The organism is Rheinheimera aquimaris (assembly GCF_020531985.1).
In the GTDB taxonomy this organism is placed as follows: Bacteria; Pseudomonadota; Gammaproteobacteria; order Enterobacterales; family Alteromonadaceae; genus Alishewanella; species Alishewanella aquimaris.
The window spans coordinates 103,421-120,250 of sequence record NZ_JAJAVQ010000007.1 but is presented as its reverse complement, the minus strand read 5'-3'; the positions used below and the strand labels follow the sequence as shown (position 1 = coordinate 120,250).

The following is a 16,830-nucleotide window of genomic DNA, read 5'->3' as shown; positions in this document are numbered from 1 at the left end:
TTTTTATGGTGGTTGCGCTCTATAATCGCATCCTTAGCGATAAAAGCAAACAGGTGAAGCAGATGAATGACCTAGAATATGATGATTTGACCGACAGCGTATTGCTGGCTGTGGAGCAGGCAGTGGAAGACGCAGATGCAGATCTGGATTATGAGTCCCACGGTGGCCTGTTGAGTATCAGCTTTGCTGATGGCAGCAAGATTATTATTAATAAGCAACCTCCGCTGCACCAGTTGTGGGTGGCGACCAAATTTAATGGTCATCATTTTGAATGGCAAGACGGTCAGTGGATTGATAACCGTACTGGCGCAGAGTTCTGGCAATTATTAAACGACGCAGCTTCAAAGCAGGCTGGTGTTGCGATTAACCTGGCGCCATAAGCGTATACTGACTGGAATGAGGTAATGGCTTTGCTTCCTTTTGTTGATGTAAAAGCGCAGGGCAATACCCGCGCTGCAGTGGTTTGGTTGCACGGGCTGGGTGATTCCGGCCACGGTTTTTCGCCAATAGTTCCGGAGTTACGTTTGCCCGCTGACGCTGGCATCCGTTTTCTGTTTCCGCACGCACCAGAGCGGCCGGTAACGGTAAATGGCGGCATGCGTATGCGCGCCTGGTACGACATTAAAACGATGGACCTGACTAACCGTGCTGATGAAGCAGGTGTGCGTGAGTCAGCAGCTGCGGTGCAGCAACTGCTGGATAAGCTGATTAGTGAAGGCATCAGTAGTGAGCGCATTATTCTGGCCGGTTTCAGTCAGGGTGGTGTTATTGCCCTGCATTTGCTGCCAAGGTTGCCATACAAACTGGCTGGCGTAATGGCACTGTCAACCTATATGTGCGCACCCGATAAATTAAAAGACGAGAGCAATAATCTGAATAAAACCACGCCAGTGTTGGTTGCGCACGGCAATCAGGACCCGGTGGTACCTATGTTCGCCGGGCAACAGGCGTACCATAGCCTGAAAAGTGCCGGCTTTAATGTTAGCTGGCATGAGTACCGCATGCCACACAGTGTTTGTGCACAGGAAGTGGCAGATATCAGCAGCTTTATACAGCGGCGTTTACTGGCTCAGGCAGAGAATTAATATGAAGACAATCCGAATTGCAACGCGCAAAAGTGCGCTGGCGCTGTGGCAGGCAGAATACGTGAAAGCCGAATTGCTGCGCCATCACCCGGGCCTGACGGTTGAGCTGGTACCGATGTCGACTCAGGGCGACAAAATTCTGGATACGCCACTGGCCAAAATTGGTGGTAAAGGCTTGTTTGTTAAGGAGCTCGAACAAGCCATGCTGGAAGGCCGGGCAGACATTGCCGTGCACAGTATGAAAGATGTGCCGGTAGAGTTTCCGGATGGCCTGATGCTGCATACCATTTGTCCACGGGAAAACCCGCAGGACGCCTTTGTATCGAACCAGTTTAAATCAATAGACGAGTTGCCCCCTGGTGCCGTTGTCGGTACTTCCAGCCTGCGCCGGCAGTGCCAGCTTAAAGCGCTGCGACCGGATTTAACGGTGCGCGACTTGCGTGGTAATGTGAATACCCGTTTAGCAAAACTTGATAACGGCGAATACGCCGCCATTATCCTGGCGGCGGCCGGGCTTATCCGGCTGGGGTTTGAGCAGCGTATCGCAGCGCTGATGCCGGTTGATACCAGTTTGCCTGCCAACGGTCAGGGCGCTGTTGGTATTGAGTGCCGTAGCGATGATAAAGAGGTGCAGCAGCTGTTGTCTGCACTGGAGCATCGTGAAACCCGCATTTGTGTACTGGCCGAGCGCGCAATGAACCGTAAATTGCAAGGCGGCTGCCAGGTACCTATAGGCGCTTACGCGGTAATTGAGAACGATACCTTGTGGCTGCGCGGGTTGGTTGGTGCGCTTGATGGCAGTGAAATTATCCGTCATCAGTTACGGGGACCTGTAGCAGAGGCAGAGCAATTGGGCGTCGCTCTGGCAGAGCATTTGTTAAGCCAGGGGGCAGATCGAATTTTACAGGACGTGTATCAGGCTGCGCCATGACCAGCACCAGTGCAATACCATTTCTGATCACGCGCCCAGCCGGTAAAGCAGATAACCTGCTGGCATCGTTGGATGACGATGGTATTGCCTATTTGTATCAGCCGCTGATTACCACTGCGCAGGTGGGGCTGAAAACGCAGGACATTCAGCTTTTGCAGCAGGCTGACTCCGTGATCTTTGTCAGTGTCAGTGCGGTAAGTTGTTTACAAAGCCAGGTTGATGCAGCAGTGCTGACTGCGCCACTTTTCGCTGTCGGGCAAACGACCGCTATGGCGTTGCAGCGCTGGCTGGCGCGGGAAGTTATTGTTCCCGAAGATCAGCGCAGCGAGGGCTTATTGCAGTTACCACAGTTACAGCAGGTTGCAGGTAAAACGGTGGCGGTAGTGCGGGGCACCGCCGGGCGCGAGCTGATTAAACAGGGTTTGGTATCGCGCGGAGCAACAGTGCGCTACATTCAGAGCTATAAACGCTTGCCACTGCCGCTGGACGGTGCCTTGCTGTGTCAGCAGTGGCAGCTTGCAGGTATTCGTTGTATTGTGGCAACCAGTAACGAAATTTTGCAGCAGCTGTTCAGTCTGGTACCAGCGGCCAATCAGTATTGGTTACAGCAATGTGACTGGATCCTGGTCAGCCCGCGAATGCAGGACAGCGCGCTGGCGCTTGGAATAGCGCCTGAGAATATTACACTTGCCGTGAATGCCAATGACAGCGCATTACTGGCTGCTATCAGCCAGCTTAAGAGGGAATATTAATGAGTGACAGCTTAGAGCGTGCATCAGAAATGGATGCACCACTGCAGCAACTGAAACAAAAAATTGATGCAGAGCCGGCGCCACGTAGCGGCGGCAGCGCTATAGGTGGTTTAAGTTTATTGCTGGTTTTGTTGCTGGCATGCGCTTTGGGCGCGGGTGGTTACTGGCTATGGCCTGAATTTCAGCAGCTGCAGCACGATACTGCAGTTACTCAGCAAAACCTGCAGCGTTTAACCGAACAGCAACAACAGCAGCTAGATGCAGCGTCGCAGCTGCAGCAGCAAATACAAACAGAACAGCAGCAGCGATTGACGCAGCTGGAACAGCGGCTGCAACAGCAACAACAGCAGGTTCTGACGCAAAATCAGGCGCAAATGCAGGCACTGCGCCAACTGGTGCAGGAGCGTGACAGTGCGCCGCCACGGCATTGGCTGTTGGCAGAAGTCGAATACCTGTTGCAGCTGGCGTCACAGAAAGTGTGGCTGCAGCAGGATTATGCTACTGCTATAGCCTTGCTTGGCAGTGCCGACGAAAAGTTGTCGAAACTCGATGACCCGTCGTTGTTACCTGTGCGCCAGGCGATTGCAGCCGACAGCAAACAGTTAAAACAGATCAATGTGCCGGACATGAGCCAGCTGTATATTCAGCTGCAGCAGATGCGTAAACTTAGCAGCACCTTGCCACTGAAGCAGCAACAGCAGGCTGAGCAGACAGTTGCAGCGCCTGGGCATCAGCTAAGCCAGTGGCGTGAAACGCTGAGTTATTACTGGCAGCAAAGCTGGAGCCAGCTTATCCGGGTGCGCAGTGCCGTGCCGGAAGACTACTTCAGCCTGAGTGCCGAGCAACAATTAATGCTGCGAACCAGCTTACAGCAGCAGCTGTTGCTGGCTCAGCTGGCAGCGATGCAGCATCAGAGCCAGGTATTTGCTGCAGCATTGCAGCAAGCCAGCGATCAGCTACAACGTTATTTTGATGCCGACAATGCAGAGGTACAACAACTCGGCTCAGAACTGGCCAGCCTGGCTGCAGTTGATGTTGCCCTGGTGCAAGCCTCACCGTTAACCAGTCTGGCACAACTGCAGCAGTACCAGCAGCAACTGACGGAGAGCAGCTTATGATACGTTGGCTGCTTCTGATCCTGGCTTTAGCGGCCGCAATGTTGTTTGGCCCGTCCCTGGTAAACAATCCGGGTTATATCAAAGTGATTGTCGCCGGCAAAGTGTTTGAAATGACCGCGTTGGGCCTGATCATAATGCTACTGTTGGCAGCGGTTGTGCTGTGGTTGCTCAGCGTCGTGCTGCGTAAGTTACTGCGTCTGCAGCATGTTTCGTTTAATTTCCTGCGCTGGCGCCGTCAGCGTAAGGCCCAGCAGGCGTACGAGCTCGGCCTGCAGGCTTATGCCAAACAGCAATGGCAACTGGCCGATCAATATTTAGCCAAAGCGTTACACGACGACTTTATGCAGGACGAAAAACGCCTGTTAGCTGCCTATGCTGCCTTTTATGCGGGCAATGCCGCAAGGGCAAACAGCTATGTGGCTACGCTACCCGAAGGGCATGACAGCACCGCCTTTGTCCAGGCAGATATTTTGTTGCAACAAGGCAAGGCCGGGCAGGCTTGTGTGTTATTAGCTGAACGGGTTAATGCCGACACACAAGATAAAGGGCTGGGCCAGCTGTATTTATATGCACTGCAGCAAGCCGGGCAGTGGCAACAGTTGCTGCAAATGGTGCCCGCAGCCTTAAAACAGCAGTGGTTTGATAAAGAAAAATGGCAGCAGCAACGCTTTAATATATACCCGGCGGCAATCAGTCAGCTGAGCCAGCAGCAAAAATTTGATGAAACGGCTGACTATTGGCAAAACCTGCCGTCAAAAGAACGTAAATCTACTGCTGCCAATATCGGCCGGGCCTGGGCCATGGCACAAAATGGCCAGAACGATGCTGCTGAAAAGCTGCTATTGAGCCATTTGCAATTGGCTGAACTGCCAATGTTGCTGCCCTATATCCGGCAAATCCCGCTCGGCAAATCAGTGCTTAAATTGCGTAAACAAGCTCAGCACTGGTTGCGTGAACATAGCAGCAATGGATATCTATATGCGCTGTTGGCTTATCTGGCTGAGCAGGAAGGCGAATTACAACAGGCAGAACTGGCATGGAGTAAAGCCCGCCAGTATGAACCGCATTTTGGCTGATACCATTATTACCGGGCTGCCGCCGCTTAGTCATTGCAGAGCCCGGGTGTTGATACTGGGTAGCATGCCTGGGGCGGTTTCGCTAAGCCAGCAGCAATATTATGCCCATCCGCGCAATTTATTCTGGCCGATTATGGCAACATTAGCTGGCGTTAATCCCGATTTGCCTTACCCGGAAAAAACACAGGCGCTGATTAACAGCGGTGTCGCTTTGTGGGATGTGATTGGCAGCTGTCAACGTAGCGGCAGCCTCGATAGTGCCATTCGCGATGAGCAGGTGAATGATTTTGCGGGCTTTTTTTGTGGTCATCCGCAGCTGGCGGCCATTGGTTTTAATGGCGCCAAAGCCTGGCAGAGCTTTAAACGCTATGTATTGCCGCTGCAGATCGTACCGCAGCCTGTTCATCTTATTACCTTGCCTTCAACCAGCCCGGCGCATGCAGCAATGAGCTTTGACGCCAAACTGGCACAGTGGCAGCAGCTTAGGCCTTTCTTGTCTGATTAGTGCAGTACACACTCAGTGTTCGCTTGCGGCACTGATGACAGAAAACCATTAATTTACTTGACAGAATTGCCGTTGCCACCAATATTGATTATTCATTAACCTGTCACATGATGATGCTATGGCAACATGTTTATGCAGTGCTGAATATGCTCAGCTGTGGGTCGCCCGACCTGCGAATCTGCATGCCTGTGCCACCGATTACCACTTGTCTGAGTGGTTTGACGAGTAGAAAAACTCCCCGCGGTAGTTAACATCCGAATTTTTCGTCCGGCATTTTGCTGTCCGAGAAACCACGGCCGTTAGGCCATTTCCTATAACAATACAAAAGCAGGAAGTAAAAATGAAAGCACTAAGTCTATTAGGCGTAGTTGCGTTATTGCTATGCGGCAATGCGCAGGCCTGTTTGCAACAAGAAAGTGAAAGCAACAATAGCGAGAGCAGTGCCGATGGCCCGCTATGTAGTGGCGTAGCGGTGCAGGCGGCTATTGGCAATCGAACCGATCAGGACTGGTATTACTTCGATACCGGTGCCACCGGTAATATCAGTATCAGTTTAAGTCATGGCAGCAATGCGGACTTTGACTGGTTTTTATACCGAGCCAGTGGCAGCTATATTGCCTCTGGCCAGAGTAGCAGTAATCCGGAAACCGGCAGCTATGTTGCTTCACCGGCCGGGCCTCACTTTATTAAGGTAACCCGCTACAGTGGCACCGGTAATTATCAGTTAGCGGTTAATTTTGCCGGCTCGGACAGTGGCGGGGGTGGCACCGATCCTGATCCGGAACCCGAAAACTGTAATTATGGCCCGAGACCATCAAAGCCCGGCGGTTTGTCTGCAACGCTGGTAGGCAACAACAGTGATGTTTGTGTCAGCCTGAGCAATCCTGCCGTATTGCTGATGGGCGGTGGTACAGACGTTGACGCGGCTTTTGCTAACCGTATTAAACCGCATATCAAAGGTGGTAATGTAGTGGTGTTGCGCACCTCAGGCACCGATGCTTACAACAGCTATTTACAGGGCCTGACCAACGCCGCTTCAGTAGAAACCCTGATTGTAAACACCCGCACTAAAGCTAACAGTGACTATGTAGATTGGGCTATCCGCAGTGCCGAGTTTGTGTTTATTGCTGGTGGTGATCAGTCCGATTACCTGAACCAGTGGCAAGGAACTAAAGTGCAGGATGCGCTGATGCATGTGTACAACAAAGGTGGTGCAGTGGGCGGAACCTCGGCGGGTAACCATGTGCTGGGTCAGTTTATTTATGACCCCGATGGCGTACTGGGCGCAATCAGTTCTGAGGCTGTAACCGATTTCTGCCATGAAACGGTAAATATCAGCACGAACTTCCTCAATATACCGCTACTGAGTGGCATTATTACCGATACACACTTTAAGCAGCGTGATCGTATGGGCCGCTCAGCGGTGTTCCAGGCCAAGCTGGGCAGCACTGGCCGGGTTGTAGCAGTGTCAGAGGCAACATCATTGTTTATTACAGCAGATGGTAATGCTGTGGTCGATGGCAGCCATGAGGTTTACGTACTGCGAGCTGACAGCCAGACCCAGTACCAGCAAATCAGCTGTGGTCAGCCGGTGATTATTAATAACCTGCTGCGCTACAAGCTATTACCGGGACAAAGCTACAATCTGCTGAACAACAGCACAGCACTAAGCCCGGTCCGCTTAAGCATTGATGGGCGTAGTGGCAGTTTCTACACACCGACCAGCCCTTATTAAGTGATACCCCGGTGTTGCCAAATAGCAGCACCGGGGAATTTTTTGTCGGCCTGTGGGTCAGATACGAACTTCAGCTCCGCAGATGCAGGGACAGCGTGTTGGCCGGTGTGATTGGCAGATGTCGACTCTTTTTCCGCTTATATGGCCGTGCGCTGCTATTCGCTTCGCTGCTGCACGCTTTGGTATTGCTGGCGCTGACCCAGGTGCCGTTTAAGCAAAAGCGAGTGCAGGTTGTGTCTGAGCCAATATCCTCCTATCTATACCGGTCTGTTACGCCAGAACCGGCTGAGCCTGAGTTAGCCGTGCCTGCAAAGCTTCAGCGCTCCGAACCCTCTGCCGGCCAGTTACAGGCCACAGCTGCGCGACCAACACAGGCCGCTGTAAAGTCAGCTGATTCTAAGAATATGCCGGCGCCGAAGCCGACAATGGAGGCGGGGACTTCAACAGCGGTTCTGGATGTTGAGCCCGGCATTGCCAGCAGGGCGCTGGGCCGTGCAGCTATGGCAGATCCGTCAGCTATCGAACGCTCTGCCCAAGCCAGTTACCAGCAGTTTTTGCAGGCGCAGCAACAAGGCAAAATCACAGTAGAAGGCCGCTACCAGCAAAGTACTGACCCGGCTGGGCAGGTACTGGCACAGCTTGATGATGGCAGGCAGATTATCCGCACTAGAGATGGATGCAAAATCGCTGATCCGACAAAAGATGGCTTTGACGGGTTAATGGCCACAAGAACAGTACCTTGTGGCGATAAAGCAAGCAGCGCCGAGTTATTAAAGCAAGCGCTGGAAAAGCACAGCAAACGCTGATTAGTTTTCTGAAATATGTTGCTCTAACCGCGCTTTCAACTCGCCTTCTATTGATACCGCTTTACCCGTTTTCTGATCCAGGCAGACAAAGGTAACCTGCGCGTCAGCGGCCAGCGCATCTTTACCGGCAATGCGTACTTCCTGACTAACTACAGCGCTTTTACCACCTACTTTACTAAAGCGGGTATATACCTCCAATGTATCGCCCATAGTGGCGGCTACACGGTAGTTAATATTGATATTAACAATCACCCAGGCCAAGCCATGTTTGGCAAACCACTCAATGTCACCGCTATCTTCCAGATAGCCCCAGCGTGCTTCTTCTAAAAACTCCAGATAACGGGCGTTATTAACGTGTTGATAAATATCTAAATGGTATCCGCGGACTTTAATCAGGGTTTTATGTGTCATGTTAATCATTCTGTATTTACTCTGGTGCGGCAATTCTGGCACATAACAACTGGCCAAACCAGTAGTTGCAAATACCATGTTTGAAGCATTTTTGTTATGGTATTGTTTTGTAAATGGTTTTGTGGGTTAATTTTGCAACCAATAAAGATAAAAGGATTTTACGATGCGCTACTTGTTGATTTTGGCATTGCTTTTTTCTGTCACGTCGAAAGCCGATATGATCGAAGCTTTGCGGGCATATGAGGAAAAAGACTTCGTCAAAGCGAAAGCGGAGTTCGCCGATTTACTACCGTTGGGAAATGATATTGCAGCTTATAACTTAGCTGCTATGGCGCACCTGGGACAAGACACTGCAAGTACAGAAACAGAAGCAATTGCACTTTTTAAGTTCGCTGCTTTTCTTGGGCACCCTAACGCCGGCAAGTTGGCGGAAAAGCTCAGCTTGAAATTATCTGATGAACAGAAAACACAAGTTGAAACTAAATTTAAGCTTTTACAGGAACAGCTACAAATTGCTGTCGAACCGATAGAAGTCCCTGCAGATTTTTCATTTATAAATCCAATACCAGTCAGGGCAAGGGCTGCAGAGTATCCATTTCAAGCAAAAGAAGCTGGCTTATCTGGTTTTAATATATTGCGTTATTTAGTCGACGGCGAAGGTAAAGTCCAGGTTGTTGATGTTTTGCATAGCTATCCAAAAGAGCGGTTTGACTATGCCAGTGTAAAAGCGCTCAGAAAATGGCGATACGAGGCGACAGGTGAAACAAGAATAATGCATATGCAGTTTATTTATATTTTGGATGACGGCGCTTCATTTAATAAGGCTATAAGGCTTATGGATGAAGGCAAAATTTGGGATTACGCTATGCTGGGATCTGCCGACCATCAGCAGGCGATGGGAAGCTTGTTGTACATAATGCACAATCAGAGTGATTACAAGTTTCTGATAGAAAGAGGTGGTGACTTGGCTCTGCAGCGCCCTGATTTTTCATATATTGAACCACGTATGACGCCCCAGTTTAGATTAAAAGCACTGAGAGGCATAGCTATAGTGCGAACTGACGATCAGGGAGTAATACATGAGATTGTTCAGGGCAGTGAACTTATATCACCGAAAGCCAATGAACTGCTGAAAATGCAAATAGAGAAAGTCGATAGGGCTGGTTTGTTTTTTATTGGCCGTTTGCCTGATGCTCCCGATTACGAAAAAATCGTCGTAACGCCAGTCGCCAAAATACCTCAGAACTACACAGCTAGTTATTGGTGGAATCTTGCTGCGAGGTCTGGAGATGAAAAAGCACAAAGATTCTTAGCAGCTTTTGATGATAAATGGCGAGAGTATATGGTTTCAAAAGGTGACGTTTCGTCGATGACTTGGCAAGGTGCAAGTTACATCATCGACGGTAATATCAAAGAGGGCAATAGGCTGCTGAATAAAGCTGCAGAAACTGGATACCGTTCTGCTCAGGAGCTGAAAGCATTTTTCCAGCCCTGAATCATCACCTTTAAATGTTAAAACAATCAGGTTTCTTTATTTATACATATTTTTAATATATTGTTTTGGGTAAATCTAGTAACAGGTTACTGAGCAAGGACAAAGCATGAGAAACTGGATGTTGTTAGCATTATTTGGCTGTGCAACGGTGCAGGCAGATATGCTTGATGCACTAAAAGCCTATGAACAGCAAAATTACACCGAAGCCAGGCAGCAGTTTGAGGTTTTACTACCGCTTGGCAACGAGCTGGCTGCATTTAACTTAGGTGCTATGGCATATCAGGGCGAGGGCCAGGACAAAGATCTGGTTAAAGCAATAGCGCATTTTATGCTTGCTGCTGAGTTACAGCATCCTCAGGCGAAAGACTTGCTGGCAACACTAGCTGCTAAAGCAAACGAGTCGCAGCTGGAGCAGGCGACACATCATTATGAGCAGCTACAGCAGCTGCTGGTGATTAAAGAGCTTGCTGCGGGCACAGATAATGATACCGAAATGCCTGAACCGGTTAAGCGGGTGGCTCCGGAATATCCCAAAAATGCGTTAGCTAACGGTGTTTTCGGTTATGTTAAAGTTCGTTTTCTTGTAAACGAGCAAGGTGAGGTGACAGCTGTCGATACGCTTGATGCCTACCCTGAACATATCTTCGAGCAAGCAACGATTCGGGCAGTCAAGCGTTGGCGCTATGAGCCCAGCGACAAGAAGCATTTGCAGCATGTGCGGCTGGATTATTCCATGAATGGCGGCGTTAAGCTTTCTGCTGTTGAAAACGTTATGGAAAAGCACAAACTTTGGGAGTATGCGGTAGCAGGGGCGCCTCAGTATCAGTTTGTGTTAGGTACTCTACTATCTTTGATTGATGTACAAAGCGCTAACAGCTTTTGGTACGACCCTGAGTTGCCCTTGGCTGCACAGCCTGATTTCAGCATTTATAAAGATCGGGCCCGTTTGAGAGCGAATTTTAATGGATTTTGGGGCAGTGCCGTTGTCCGGGTAGCTAAGGACGGCACCATAACCGAGCAAATCAATGCTCAAGTTGAGCAAAAAAGCGAGATAGCTGACCTGACCGGACTTACGTTAAAAGGCAAAGTTGAAGCAGATGTGTACCGTATAGAGCGAATATCTGTTAACGGAGTGTCCAAAGTGTTTGCTACGCCATCCATTCAAACATCGCGTTCAATGTCTGGTATGTTCTGGTGGGAGCAGGCAGCGAAAAATGGCAACCTGGATGCGCAGCGTGTAATGGCGGCCTATGACCCGCAATGGGAGAGTTACCTGCTAACTCAACAAGATGCTGAGGTAATGGCCTGGACCGGCACCCGCATGATGCTGGAAGGTCAACATGAACAAGGTATGCAGTTTTTGGAACAGGCTATTGCCAAACACTACGAGCCAGCCGAAATGCTGAAAAAGCAATTCAACTGGCATAAAACCCGGAAGACACCAGACGAGCGCCCTTAACGGGCGCTGTCATTTTCAGATGTAGGCAAATGCATCACCGAACAGCTGTTCGCGGTGCGCGCCTTGTTCAATAAACGCATCCCGCACTACGCCGGCCATAGCAAAAGGTCCTGCGACATAGATGTCGTAAGCTTCAAGCGAAACAAAATCGTCCAGTACTGCCTGATGCACCATACCGCTGCGGCCATGCCAGTTATCATCCGGATGTTGTACTACCGGGATAAAGCGGTATTTGGCATTTTGCGCTGCCCATTGCTGCATTACGCTGGCGTGATATAACGCATTTTGCTCACGTACACCCCAGTAAACAAATACCGGGCGGTCAAGTGCGGCAGCAGCAATACTTTGTGCAATGCTGTAGATGTATGAAAAGCCGGTACCACCTGCCAGCAGAATAACCGGTTTGGTACTGTCTGCCCTGAAATGGGCATTGCCTAAGCCTACCTCTGCTTTCACTGGTTGTTTTAACTGGTATTGCTGCATCAGGTGCGCAATAGCCTGGCTGGCATATTGATCGGCAACAGCGCCGCCGATATGCAGTTCGATTTGTTTATCGCCCGGCATACTGGCTATCGAAAATGGTCTTTTGTCGCTGTCGCTCAGGCAAAGCTGCAAGTACTGACCGCTGGCATAGCTAACCGGCTGCTGCGGCGTCAGCAGTATCCGGTTTACTGTAGGGGTTAAGGCTTCAATTAAATCAACGGTACAGGAAGTTATTGTCATAATGCTCTCAGCGATGGCTGTTTCGGGTTAGCCACGGATAAAAGGATGGTGTAACACCAGATCAGTACAAGGATAGGCAAGACAACAGTAAGTAAACTGCTGTTGCTTGTCCAGTTCAGTTAACGGTTGTGGATCATCATAACGGACTTCACCACTTTTCAGTTTGCAGACACAACTGGTACAAACGCCCTGCCGGCAGCGGTTGGGGAAGTCAATGCCACAACGCAGCGCGGCCTGCAGAATAGTTTCGCCCTCGTGTACAGCGAAGCTAAGCTGTGCCGGCGCTATGGTCACTAAATGGCTCACGGCTGCTGTTCCTTCAATGGCAGTGTAATACCAAGGCTATCCCAAATATTGTCTACACGGGCTTTTACTGCGGGCTCCATTACTATCGGTTCGCCCCATTCGCGGCTGGTTTCACCCGGCCATTTGTTGGTAGCGTCCATGCCCATTTTTGAGCCAAGGCCGGACACCGGAGAGGCAAAGTCCAGATAATCGATCGGTGTGTTTTCGATCAGTGTGGTATCACGTGCCGGGTCCATACGTGTGGTAATGGCCCAGATCACATCTTTCCAGTCACGGGCATTGACGTCGTCATCGCACACAATCACGAACTTGGTGTACATAAACTGGCGTAGAAACGACCATACCCCCATCATTACCCGTTTGGCATGGCCAGGGTACTGCTTTTTCATGGTCACGACAGCCAGACGATACGAGCAACCTTCCGGCGGCAGATAAAAGTCGATAATTTCCGGAAACTGCTTTTGCAGGATCGGCACAAAGACCTCATTCAATGCTACACCCAGAATCGCTGGCTCATCTGGCGGCCGGCCGGTGTAGGTACTGTGATAAATCGGTGCTTTGCGCATCGTAATGTGGGTCACCGTAAAGACCGGAAAGTTATCCACTTCGTTGTAATAACCTGTATGGTCACCGTAGGGGCCTTCGGGTGCCATCTCACCGGGCGCGATATAACCTTCCAGCACAATTTCGGCACTTGCCGGTACTTGCAGATCGTTACTGATACATTTGACTACTTCGGTATTATCACCGCGTAGCAAACCGGCAAACGCATACTCAGATAAGGTATCCGGCACCGGTGTCACAGCGCCCAAAATGGTTGCCGGATCAGCGCCCAGCGCTACTGAGACAGGATAATTTTGTCCCGGATTAGCTTTTTGAAACTCAAGAAAATCCAGCGCACCGCCGCGATGTGACAGCCAGCGCATAATCAGTTTGTTTTTGCCCAGCAACTGCTGGCGGTAAATACCTAAATTTTGCCGTTCTTTATGTGGCCCCCGGGTGACCGTTAAACCCCAGGTTATCAGGGGGGCGGCATCGCCAGGCCAGCAGGTCATAATGGGCAGTGTGGTTAAATCGACGTCATCGCCGCTTAATACAATCTCCTGACAAGGCGCTTTTTTCACCTGTTTGGGTGACATATTCAGTACCTGCTTGAAAATAGGCAGTTTGCTAAAGGCGTCTTTTAAGCCTTTTGGCGGTTCTGGTTCTTTTAAAAAAGCCAGTAGCTTACCTACTTCGCGCAGTGCCGATACATCTTCCTGCCCCATACCCAACGCGACGCGCTGCGGTGTGCCAAACAGGTTGGCCAGTATTGGCATAGTGTGGCCTTTGACGTTTTCAAACAGCAACGCCGGGCCACCGGCACGTAAGGTGCGATCAGCAATTTCGGTGATCTCCAGCACCGGGTCCACTTCAGCTTTCACCCGGACCAGATCACCACGCTGCTCTAACTGGGCAATAAAATCGCGTAAATCGTTATATTTCATGCTTGCCATCAGGCCTTGTCAGTTAATGCCGGCTATTATACAGCTCTGTGCCGCCCTTACCAGTTTTGGCCTGCTAAGCGGCTGGGGTGCGGTGTCATAGCGTTTTATACTATTGGAGTTTTACTTACAGCAGGTTATACGATGACAGAGCAGGAAGGGGTCATAAAATTTCAGCTGGATTTCACCCGGCAATCGGTACTGCAACCGTCTGACACAGTAGAAATTAGCAGCTGGCGCACCGTGATGTTGCAACTTGGTATGCTTGGTCAGACGCCCCTGCGTTACGACAATTACGGCTTTGGTAATATCAGTCAGCGCTGTGGCAGCGGCAATCAGTTTATTATCAGCGGTACCCAGACCGGTGGCATTCAGGCGATGACAGCATCGGACTATGCTTTGGTAACCAGCTGTGAACCTACCCGTAACTATATTGCTGCAGTCGGCGAAACCAAACCGTCGTCAGAGGCGATGACACATGGTCAGCTGTATCAGATCGACAGAAGTATTAACTTCGTCATCCATGCCCATTGTCCGCAAATATGGCAACAGGCCAGCAGCTTACTGCTGCCTCAGACCAGCGCTGAAGTACCTTATGGTACTGTCGCTATGGCCGGGGAGGTAGCGCGCTTATTTCGGGAAACCGACGTATTACAACAGGGCGTATTCACTATGGCAGGCCATGAAGATGGTGTGGTGGCTTTCGGTGCAAGTGCGTCAGAAGCTGCGGGACGGGTGATTAACTGTTATGCCAGAGCGCTTAGCAGATAAAAGCGTTAATTGAGCGGCAAAAAGCTGGTATCTATTGAATATCATCGCTAAAGTCAGTCACATGTTTGGTTTAAAGTGACAGGCCCAGATGCATTTCCCTGAGACGATAAAACAGCAAACTTGTAGTGATTGTTTAAGCGGACAGTCCTTGGGTTTTCAGATCCGTATGGCGTTTCAGCCAATCATCGACTGGCTGGACAAAAGTATTTACGCCTACGAAGCCTTGGTGCGCGGGCCGCAAGGCGAGGGCGCCGGCTGGGTATTTCAGCATATTAATGAAGGTAATAAGTACTACTTTGATCAGGCTTGCCGGGTAAAAGCGATACAAACAGCTGCGCGGCTCGGCTGCAATAGCTTTTTAAGTATAAATTTCTTACCCAACGCAGTGTATAACCCCGAAACCTGCATCAAAGCCACGATTGAAGCTGCCGATCTGTATGGTTTTGATTTGACCAAGCTGATTTTTGAAGTAACCGAAGGCGAGCAGATCCCAGATAAAGCGCATTTAAACCGCATTTTCCAAAGTTACTCTAAACGGGGTTTTCAAACCGCGATCGATGATTATGGGTCTGGCTTTGCTACTCTGGACTGGCTGATTGAATTAAAACCAGACATTCTCAAGCTTGATATGCAGCTTATCCGTGATATTGATCAGCACCCGGCAAAACAGTTTATTGTTGAGCAAACCGTGGCTCAGTGCGAATTGCAGGGTACCAAAGTGCTGGCAGAGGGCATCGAAACGCGTGCAGAGCTCGATTATCTTACATCAGTAGGTATTCGCTATCTGCAGGGCTACTATTTTGCAAAACCTCAATTGGAAACATTGGCCCAGACAGCCGAACTTAGTGGCCTGCAATAAACTGCATCAACGCCAGCGTGAATATTAGTGCTGGTAACACAGCACAAGCTTGATGTAGTATGGATGTCCAGATGTCTATTGTCCATGACGTATTCTTGTTAATGTGGAAACCAGATGAAAAAAGATACCCGGCTTATCCACGCTGGTCGCGCAAAAAAATATACTGGTACAGCTGTTAATCCTCCGCTGGTACGCGCATCAACCATAGTGTTTGATACCTTTGCCGAGCTAAAACATGCCACCCTGAACCGCGGTAACCGGGTGCCGTTTTATGGCCGGCGTGGCACCGATACGCACTTTGCGTTGCAGGAAGCAATGTGTGAGCTGGAAGGGGGCGCTGGTTGCGCGTTGTACCCTTGCGGGGCGGCCGCGGTGAGTGGTGCTTTACTGACATTTTTAAAACAAGGTGATCACCTGTTGATGGTTGACAGTGTGTATGAACCTACCCGGGCGCTGTGCGATAAAGTGCTGGCGGGTTACGGTATAGAAACGACCTATTATGATCCGCAAATCGGAGCCGCTATTGCAGGGTTAATTAGGCCGAACACCAAAGTCATTTTTCTTGAATCCCCCGGCTCTCTAAGCTTTGAAATGCAGGATATCCCCGCCATTACCTCAGTGGCCCAGCAACATAATATTGTTACTATTTTAGATAATACCTGGGCGTCACCCATTTTATGCCAGCCGTTTGCTTTGGGGGTGGATGTGTCCATTCAGGCGGCGACGAAGTACATTGTCGGCCATTCCGATGTGATGCTGGGTACGGCAACGGCTAATGAAAAGCACTGGCCCGCGCTTCGTGAACACAGTTATTTAATGGGGTACTGCACCTCGGCGGATGATGCCTACGCGGCGCTGCGAGGCCTGCGAACCTTGGCTGTGAGGTTGAAGCAGCACGAGCAGAGTGCACTGACGGTCGCACACTGGCTGGCTAAGCGGCCCGAGGTTGAAACTGTGCTGCACCCGGCCTTACCACAACACCCGGGACACGATATTTTTAAGCGCGATTTTTCCGGTAGCAACGGTTTGTTTTCGTTTGTATTAAAGCAGGGCAGCCAGCGGCAGGTTGAGGCCCTTATTGAAGGGATGACGCATTTTAAAATGGGCTTTTCCTGGGGTGGCTACGAGAGCTTAATTACCGCTACCATGAAGCTGCAAAACCTGCGTAGTGCCACAGCCTGGCCCTACAGCGGGCCGCTGATACGGCTGCATATTGGTCTGGAAGATGTAGAGGACTTAATTGACGATTTGGATGCAGCTTTTGTTCGTTTTGCTAATGCTGCAGACTAGCGGATCATGCCGTTAGCCTGCAGT

Annotated in this window: 18 protein-coding genes; 14 read left to right on the top strand and 4 right to left on the bottom strand. The window is 50.2% G+C overall.

Annotated features, from left to right (window positions below):
- Nucleotides 1–62: 62 nt before the first annotated feature.
- The 9 genes from cyaY to LHL18_RS18830 all read left to right on the top strand — a co-directional run bounded on the left by cyaY (nt 63) and on the right by LHL18_RS18830 (nt 8,008).
- Entirely contained in the window at nt 63–380 is a 318-nt protein-coding gene (gene cyaY, locus LHL18_RS18870; RefSeq protein ID WP_134058919.1) for an iron donor protein CyaY, read from the top strand.
- A gap of 24 nt (nt 381–404) precedes the next feature.
- A complete protein-coding gene (locus LHL18_RS18865) occupies nt 405–1,085 on the top strand; it encodes an alpha/beta hydrolase (protein WP_226768246.1) in 681 nt (226 codons plus the stop codon).
- 1 nt (nt 1,086) lies between these two features.
- On the top strand, nt 1,087–2,016 hold the full coding sequence (gene hemC / locus LHL18_RS18860) for a hydroxymethylbilane synthase (RefSeq protein ID WP_264190290.1): 930 nt from the start codon (nt 1,087–1,089) through the stop codon (nt 2,014–2,016).
- A complete protein-coding gene (locus LHL18_RS18855; protein WP_226768245.1) occupies nt 2,013–2,768 on the top strand; it encodes a uroporphyrinogen-III synthase in 756 nt (251 codons plus the stop codon). The genes hemC and LHL18_RS18855 overlap by 4 nt, the downstream gene beginning before the upstream one ends.
- Nucleotides 2,768–3,886, top strand: a complete 1,119-nt coding sequence (locus tag LHL18_RS18850; RefSeq protein WP_226768244.1) for a uroporphyrinogen-III C-methyltransferase — start codon at nt 2,768–2,770, stop codon at nt 3,884–3,886. Before LHL18_RS18855 ends, LHL18_RS18850 begins: the two co-directional genes overlap by 1 nt.
- Entirely contained in the window at nt 3,883–4,962 is a 1,080-nt protein-coding gene (locus LHL18_RS18845) for a heme biosynthesis HemY N-terminal domain-containing protein (RefSeq protein ID WP_226768243.1), read from the top strand. The genes LHL18_RS18850 and LHL18_RS18845 overlap by 4 nt, the downstream gene beginning before the upstream one ends.
- A complete protein-coding gene (locus LHL18_RS18840) occupies nt 4,943–5,467 on the top strand; it encodes a DNA-deoxyinosine glycosylase (protein WP_134058901.1) in 525 nt (174 codons plus the stop codon). The genes LHL18_RS18845 and LHL18_RS18840 overlap by 20 nt, the downstream gene beginning before the upstream one ends.
- A 340-nt stretch (nt 5,468–5,807) precedes the next feature.
- Nucleotides 5,808–7,202: a pre-peptidase C-terminal domain-containing protein gene (locus LHL18_RS18835; protein ID WP_226768242.1), complete on the top strand. Its 1,395-nt coding sequence runs from the start codon at nt 5,808–5,810 to the stop codon at nt 7,200–7,202.
- Between the two features lie 98 nt (nt 7,203–7,300).
- Nucleotides 7,301–8,008 (top strand): hypothetical protein, encoded by a 708-nt coding sequence (locus LHL18_RS18830; protein WP_134058895.1) that lies wholly within the window; start codon nt 7,301–7,303, stop codon nt 8,006–8,008.
- Here LHL18_RS18830 and LHL18_RS18825 read toward each other — a convergent pair whose 3' ends face one another.
- Nucleotides 8,009–8,419 (bottom strand): acyl-CoA thioesterase, encoded by a 411-nt coding sequence (locus LHL18_RS18825; protein ID WP_230819667.1) that lies wholly within the window; start codon nt 8,417–8,419, stop codon nt 8,009–8,011.
- 163 nt (nt 8,420–8,582) lie between these two features.
- Here LHL18_RS18825 and LHL18_RS18820 point away from each other — a divergent pair, with 163 nt between their 5' ends.
- Both LHL18_RS18820 and LHL18_RS18815 read left to right on the top strand, forming a co-directional pair.
- Nucleotides 8,583–9,914 carry a TonB family protein gene (locus LHL18_RS18820; RefSeq protein WP_226768240.1) on the top strand — a complete coding sequence of 444 codons (1,332 nt, stop codon included), beginning with the start codon at nt 8,583–8,585 and terminating at the stop codon, nt 9,912–9,914.
- 106 nt (nt 9,915–10,020) lie between these two features.
- The gene (locus LHL18_RS18815; RefSeq protein WP_226768239.1) at nt 10,021–11,373 is read left to right on the top strand and encodes a TonB family protein; all 1,353 of its coding nucleotides are present in this window, start codon (nt 10,021–10,023) and stop codon (nt 11,371–11,373) included.
- Between the two features lie 15 nt (nt 11,374–11,388).
- Here LHL18_RS18815 and fre read toward each other — a convergent pair whose 3' ends face one another.
- From fre to ubiD, 3 genes are read right to left on the bottom strand one after another with little or no spacing between them, the layout of a single operon-like run.
- Nucleotides 11,389–12,096: an NAD(P)H-flavin reductase gene (gene fre, locus LHL18_RS18810; RefSeq protein ID WP_226768238.1), complete on the bottom strand. Its 708-nt coding sequence runs from the start codon at nt 12,094–12,096 to the stop codon at nt 11,389–11,391.
- 27 nt (nt 12,097–12,123) lie between these two features.
- Complete coding sequence (locus tag LHL18_RS18805; RefSeq protein WP_134058883.1) at nt 12,124–12,402, bottom strand: 2Fe-2S iron-sulfur cluster-binding protein; 279 nt, start codon at nt 12,400–12,402, stop codon at nt 12,124–12,126.
- Entirely contained in the window at nt 12,399–13,889 is a 1,491-nt protein-coding gene (ubiD, locus tag LHL18_RS18800; protein WP_226768237.1) for a 4-hydroxy-3-polyprenylbenzoate decarboxylase, read from the bottom strand. Before ubiD ends, LHL18_RS18805 begins: the two co-directional genes overlap by 4 nt.
- A 141-nt stretch (nt 13,890–14,030) precedes the next feature.
- Here ubiD and LHL18_RS18795 point away from each other — a divergent pair, with 141 nt between their 5' ends.
- The 3 genes from LHL18_RS18795 to LHL18_RS18785 all read left to right on the top strand — a co-directional run bounded on the left by LHL18_RS18795 (nt 14,031) and on the right by LHL18_RS18785 (nt 16,806).
- Nucleotides 14,031–14,657, top strand: a complete 627-nt coding sequence (locus LHL18_RS18795; RefSeq protein ID WP_226768236.1) for a class II aldolase/adducin family protein — start codon at nt 14,031–14,033, stop codon at nt 14,655–14,657.
- A gap of 148 nt (nt 14,658–14,805) precedes the next feature.
- Nucleotides 14,806–15,516, top strand: a complete 711-nt coding sequence (locus LHL18_RS18790) for an EAL domain-containing protein (RefSeq protein WP_226768235.1) — start codon at nt 14,806–14,808, stop codon at nt 15,514–15,516.
- A 114-nt stretch (nt 15,517–15,630) separates the two neighbouring features.
- A complete protein-coding gene (locus LHL18_RS18785; RefSeq protein ID WP_226768234.1) occupies nt 15,631–16,806 on the top strand; it encodes a cystathionine beta-lyase in 1,176 nt (391 codons plus the stop codon).
- The last annotated feature ends 24 nt before the right edge of the window (nt 16,807–16,830 follow it).

Coding starts and splice junctions, on each gene's coding strand:
- cyaY (WP_134058919.1), top strand. CDS start 63: ATGAATGACCTAGAATATGATGATTTGACCGACAGCGTATTGCTGGCT.
- LHL18_RS18865 (WP_226768246.1), top strand. CDS start 405: ATGGCTTTGCTTCCTTTTGTTGATGTAAAAGCGCAGGGCAATACCCGC.
- hemC (WP_264190290.1), top strand. CDS start 1,087: ATGAAGACAATCCGAATTGCAACGCGCAAAAGTGCGCTGGCGCTGTGG.
- LHL18_RS18855 (WP_226768245.1), top strand. CDS start 2,013: ATGACCAGCACCAGTGCAATACCATTTCTGATCACGCGCCCAGCCGGT.
- LHL18_RS18850 (WP_226768244.1), top strand. CDS start 2,768: ATGAGTGACAGCTTAGAGCGTGCATCAGAAATGGATGCACCACTGCAG.
- LHL18_RS18845 (WP_226768243.1), top strand. CDS start 3,883: ATGATACGTTGGCTGCTTCTGATCCTGGCTTTAGCGGCCGCAATGTTG.
- LHL18_RS18840 (WP_134058901.1), top strand. CDS start 4,943: ATGAACCGCATTTTGGCTGATACCATTATTACCGGGCTGCCGCCGCTT.
- LHL18_RS18835 (WP_226768242.1), top strand. CDS start 5,808: ATGAAAGCACTAAGTCTATTAGGCGTAGTTGCGTTATTGCTATGCGGC.
- LHL18_RS18825 (WP_230819667.1), bottom strand. CDS start 8,419: ATGACACATAAAACCCTGATTAAAGTCCGCGGATACCATTTAGATATT.
- LHL18_RS18820 (WP_226768240.1), top strand. CDS start 8,583: ATGCGCTACTTGTTGATTTTGGCATTGCTTTTTTCTGTCACGTCGAAA.
- LHL18_RS18815 (WP_226768239.1), top strand. CDS start 10,021: ATGAGAAACTGGATGTTGTTAGCATTATTTGGCTGTGCAACGGTGCAG.
- fre (WP_226768238.1), bottom strand. CDS start 12,096: ATGACAATAACTTCCTGTACCGTTGATTTAATTGAAGCCTTAACCCCT.
- ubiD (WP_226768237.1), bottom strand. CDS start 13,889: ATGAAATATAACGATTTACGCGATTTTATTGCCCAGTTAGAGCAGCGT.
- LHL18_RS18795 (WP_226768236.1), top strand. CDS start 14,031: ATGACAGAGCAGGAAGGGGTCATAAAATTTCAGCTGGATTTCACCCGG.
- LHL18_RS18785 (WP_226768234.1), top strand. CDS start 15,631: ATGAAAAAAGATACCCGGCTTATCCACGCTGGTCGCGCAAAAAAATAT.